Below are 3,867 nucleotides of genomic sequence, written 5' to 3'. Positions count from 1 at the left end.
ACCGATGGTCTTCACCGAGGACCGACTCGATCACGTCGATCGGATCATCGCCTTGCTTCAGTCGGCGGGAGCTCTCATGGATCAGGCTGAACGGGTCGGAGAGATCATCGCCTTGGCGCAGGCGGCGCGTATCGTCGATCACGTCCCGCACCGCATTGATGCCTGATGTCATGCGGTCGATCCGTTTCTGCTTCTCGGCGATGAAGGTCGACAAGCGTTCGATCAGGCGCGCGGAATCTTGCCAGATCTCGTTGAGTGTTCGGATACGCTGGAGGATCAGCTCCTCGCTGAGGGTGCCAGCAACGGCCTCGGTCTCGACCAGGATGCCGTTGGCGAGCACAAGGAACAGTGTCCAGTCCTCGGTGGGGCTCTCAGTCTCCCGATAGACGAATCGGCCATCTTCATCGATGCGCAGCTGATCGAAGTATACCCGCAAGCCCGGAGCGGCGCCGCTGACGAGATCGCCGACGCGATACGTCGACAAGACACAGTCAAAGCGCTTGCTCTGAACCTCGATCTCGCGGTCACCAAGTGGGACAAGCAAGCTGTCGAACATGCCCATGATGTGATGTCCTGTGCAAAGTCTATGGGTTTAACCGCCGCCTTCAGATCGCCCGAGTACCTTGCGCCAGGTGCTGAGCGCAAGATCGCGTTGGCTTGGCGATCGAAAGCCAAAGGGCAGCCCGGCCAGTATCAATCGAACCTGCCGTCGGCCGGAGGTCAGCGTGGCAATGGTGGCACGAAAATGATGCTCATCGCCAAGTTGAGGATAGGCCAAGACGCTGTCGATTTGGTCTGCTGAACTGAGGGCCGAGTAGGCGAGCGCTTGGTGTAGATCGGCGCGATGCGCATCGCGCACCGCGTCTTTCAGGCCGCTCCAGCCATAGCGGGCCAGCAGGGCGAGATGGGCCTTGTATTTGGCGTCGACCCAGATCATGCGTTCTGCACTGCGCAGCCCAGTATCTGGGATCAGTGCACCCATTGAACTCAGGCTTCCCTGCCAGTTGAGGCGATGTTGGACCTCGCTTGCGCCAACCCAGGTGAGGCCAAGCTGTGGCGCCAAGTCCCGAACAAAGGCCGCTACCCAGGCCTCCCAGACTTGGTCCGCTTCGAGGTCCCAGGCCAAGCCATCGAGACTGCGGGCGCCGCCCAACCCACGTTCTTCGGCGATCCAGCCCATCGCCTGCAGGGCGTCGGTGAGCCAAGCTGATCCTGTCTGGGGCTGATTCCAGGGCGAGGGTCGCTGGCTGGGGCCAGGGCCTAGGTCATGGTTTAGCAGGCGAATGCGTGCGCTGAGCGCACGTGCAGGTGGCGAGTCGCGTTGCTGTGCCAGGTTCTGCTCCAGCCGGGCAAGCGTCCAACGGATAGCCGATAGTAGCTGCGGATCATCATCGAGGTCAGGGAAGCTGCAGGGTAGCCGGCTCCATTGGCCATTGGCGAGATTGCGTTGCGCCCACTGCGTCCACTCGATCCTGCCACGGGGGCTGGTGCGGACCTCGGTGCGCTCGACAAAGCCGCGTCGGAGATAGCGCAGCAGGGCCTCGAGGCGGTTCAGGACCGGTGCGGCGAGGAGCCAGGGCGGGACCTCGCGCGCCGAGCCTGGGACGAGTGCGGCTTGGCCGAGCCGCGGCTCAACGGCAAAGCCGGTCGCTTGCAAGACCGAGCCCAGCGCCGACCAACGAAAACGAGGCTCGACCAATAGGCCCGCTGCGACCCGACGCGTTGCTGGTGAGACCAAAGGTACCGCACCGATATGGCTGCCGGGGTGGACCAGCAGACGCACACCGCCACGGGTCTCGACGTCGGTGCGCAGATCGAGTCGGCGCAGCTGAATCTGATTGGCCTGCAGAAAGCCATCGATCCAGCGATCCCCTGCGGCGCCGACAGCGGCGGGTTCGATTCGGATCGGGTCGCCATGATCGACCAGCCGAAACAGCGGCCTGGCGTTCAACGGCGGTGGTCGGGTCAGTTCTCCGCGGGCCTTTGGTTTCTGCGCGCCGCGCCGGGCTGGCATTAGCGTAGCCCCATCAAGGTCGAGCTGATCCGGTCGGTCAAACCAGCGATGGCCTCGGTGGCGCCGCCACAGAGGCGCTCGTCAAGGTAGTCGTGCAATAGCGGCAAGAGTTCTAGTTCCAGGCGTCGGGCGACTCGGGCAGGGCGATCGGTGGGATCGAGGTCGGGCCTTGGATCGAGAAAGTAGGCATGGCCAGGCACCAGCCGCAGCGTCTCGTCGTCGGCAAACTCGGCGAAGCTGTGAATGCAGTCTGAGAACAGACGGACAGCGAAATCGACGCCTTCGGCGGCCACGACCTCCAGTTCTGGCCAGACCTCGATGAAGGCAAAGCGACGGCGGATCGCGAGGTCCATGCGCGCGATGCTGCGGTCGGCGGTGTTGCGGGTGCCGAGCACCAAGAGGTTGGGCGAGAGTTCCAGTTCGGGCGGGTGGCCTGCGGGGACCTGTGGTAGGCGGGCTCGCCGCGGTGCCTCCCCGACCTCGAAGAGCATCACGGCCTCGCCGAGCACCCGGCCGAGGTCGGCGCGATTGATCTCGTCGATCAGCAGGACATGAGGGCCCTCGGCTGCAGCCTGGTTCGCGCGCAGCAGGTCGCCGGCCCGGACCTCGAAGGTCAGCCCATTGGAGGCCGGGCGCGGGAAGAGGCCGACGACGAAATCTTCATAGGTGCGTGCTGGGTGAAACTGGACCTGGGTCACACTGCCAATCTGATCCGCTAAGCGGATGGCCCAGCGTGTCTTGCCAGTGCCGGGTGGACCTTCGAGGATCAGAAAGCGACGCTCGTTCAATAAGCTGAGGACGCGCGTTTCATCGAAGCGGGGGAAGATGGCGCTGGCAATGTCCTGCTGCCGCTTTTCCCAGCGTGCTCGCGCCTTGCCGGTCAGTGGTGTGCCGTGTTCAGCGAAGAAGAGGTCGAGCAGGTCCTCGACGGCGTTGGCGTCTGCATCGGTCTGTACCGGGATTGCGGCATAGATGACCTGGCCGTAGGTCTTGAGCGCAGGCTCAGCGGCTGGCCAGTTGGCGCTGAGGGTCTCTGGGACACGGCTGTTGAGGTCCAGGAGATCGGGTTTGACCCAGAGCCGGCCCTGATGCAGCGTTCGGAGCGCGCGCAGCCGTCGCCCGTGACCGGGTCTGCCGAGAATATGGCTGTCAGCCCCGAAACCGTCGGTCCCGATGACGAGCACCGCGATGCTGCCGTCGACACCAGGAAACCAGACGAAGGAGGTGCCTTGGTAGGCCCCTGATGTGGGGTTATCGGCCGTGATCCAGCCGGCGTAGGAGGCGGCCTCTTCCTTTTTCTGCAGGTTGGCGCGGAGTTGGTAGCGATCTCGGTGATGGGCCGCGCCGTGGTAACGCTCGGTATAGACCGCCGCCATCAGTTCGCGCGCCTGGTTCGGGTCGCCCATGCCCGACCAATCTCGTCCAGCACGCATGGCATCGATGAGTTGTTGGAAGGCGGTCATGCGATCTCAACCCAGCAAACGTCGCTCCGCTTCAGCATACTTGGCAGCGGTTTGCGTAATGATGGCCTCGGGCAACATCGGCCCGGGCGGCGTTTTGTCCCAGTCAAGGGTCTCGAGATAATCGCGCACGAACTGCTTGTCGAAGCTCGGCGGGCTGCTGCCGGGCTGGTACTGATCGACCGGCCAGAAGCGGGAGGAGTCGGGGGTCAGCACCTCGTCGATCAGGTGCAGGCGGCCCTCGGCATCGAGACCGAATTCAAACTTGGTATCGGCGATGATGATGCCGCGCTCAAGCGCATAGGCGGCGCTTTCCTGATAGATGCGCAGGCTAATCGTGCGCACCTGCTCGGCAAGCTCGGTGCCGATGAGATCGGCGGCGCCGGCGAAGTC

At 63.9% G+C, this 3,867-nt stretch carries 4 protein-coding genes; all 4 read right to left on the bottom strand.

Annotated elements, in window-relative coordinates:
• Positions 1–562: hypothetical protein (locus VBE63_RS25730; RefSeq protein ID WP_323685855.1), on the bottom strand; the 562-nt coding region annotated here is incomplete at its 3' end.
• A gap of 30 nt (positions 563–592) precedes the next feature.
• Complete coding sequence (locus VBE63_RS25725; protein ID WP_323685854.1) at positions 593–2,014, bottom strand: 5-methylcytosine restriction system specificity protein McrC; 1,422 nt, start codon at positions 2,012–2,014, stop codon at positions 593–595.
• Positions 2,014–3,477, bottom strand: a complete 1,464-nt coding sequence (locus VBE63_RS25720) for an McrB family protein (RefSeq protein ID WP_323685853.1) — start codon at positions 3,475–3,477, stop codon at positions 2,014–2,016. The genes VBE63_RS25725 and VBE63_RS25720 overlap by 1 nt, the downstream gene beginning before the upstream one ends.
• 6 nt (positions 3,478–3,483) lie before the next feature.
• Positions 3,484–3,867 (bottom strand): phosphoribosylaminoimidazolesuccinocarboxamide synthase (locus VBE63_RS25715; RefSeq protein ID WP_323685852.1); only part of this gene is annotated, 384 nt, incomplete at its 5' end.

Source organism: Lamprobacter sp. (genome assembly GCF_034860625.1).
GTDB lineage: Bacteria > Pseudomonadota > Gammaproteobacteria > Chromatiales > Chromatiaceae > Lamprobacter.
The sequence above is the reverse complement of the archived record's forward strand: the minus strand, read 5'-3'. Positions and strand labels throughout refer to the sequence as shown.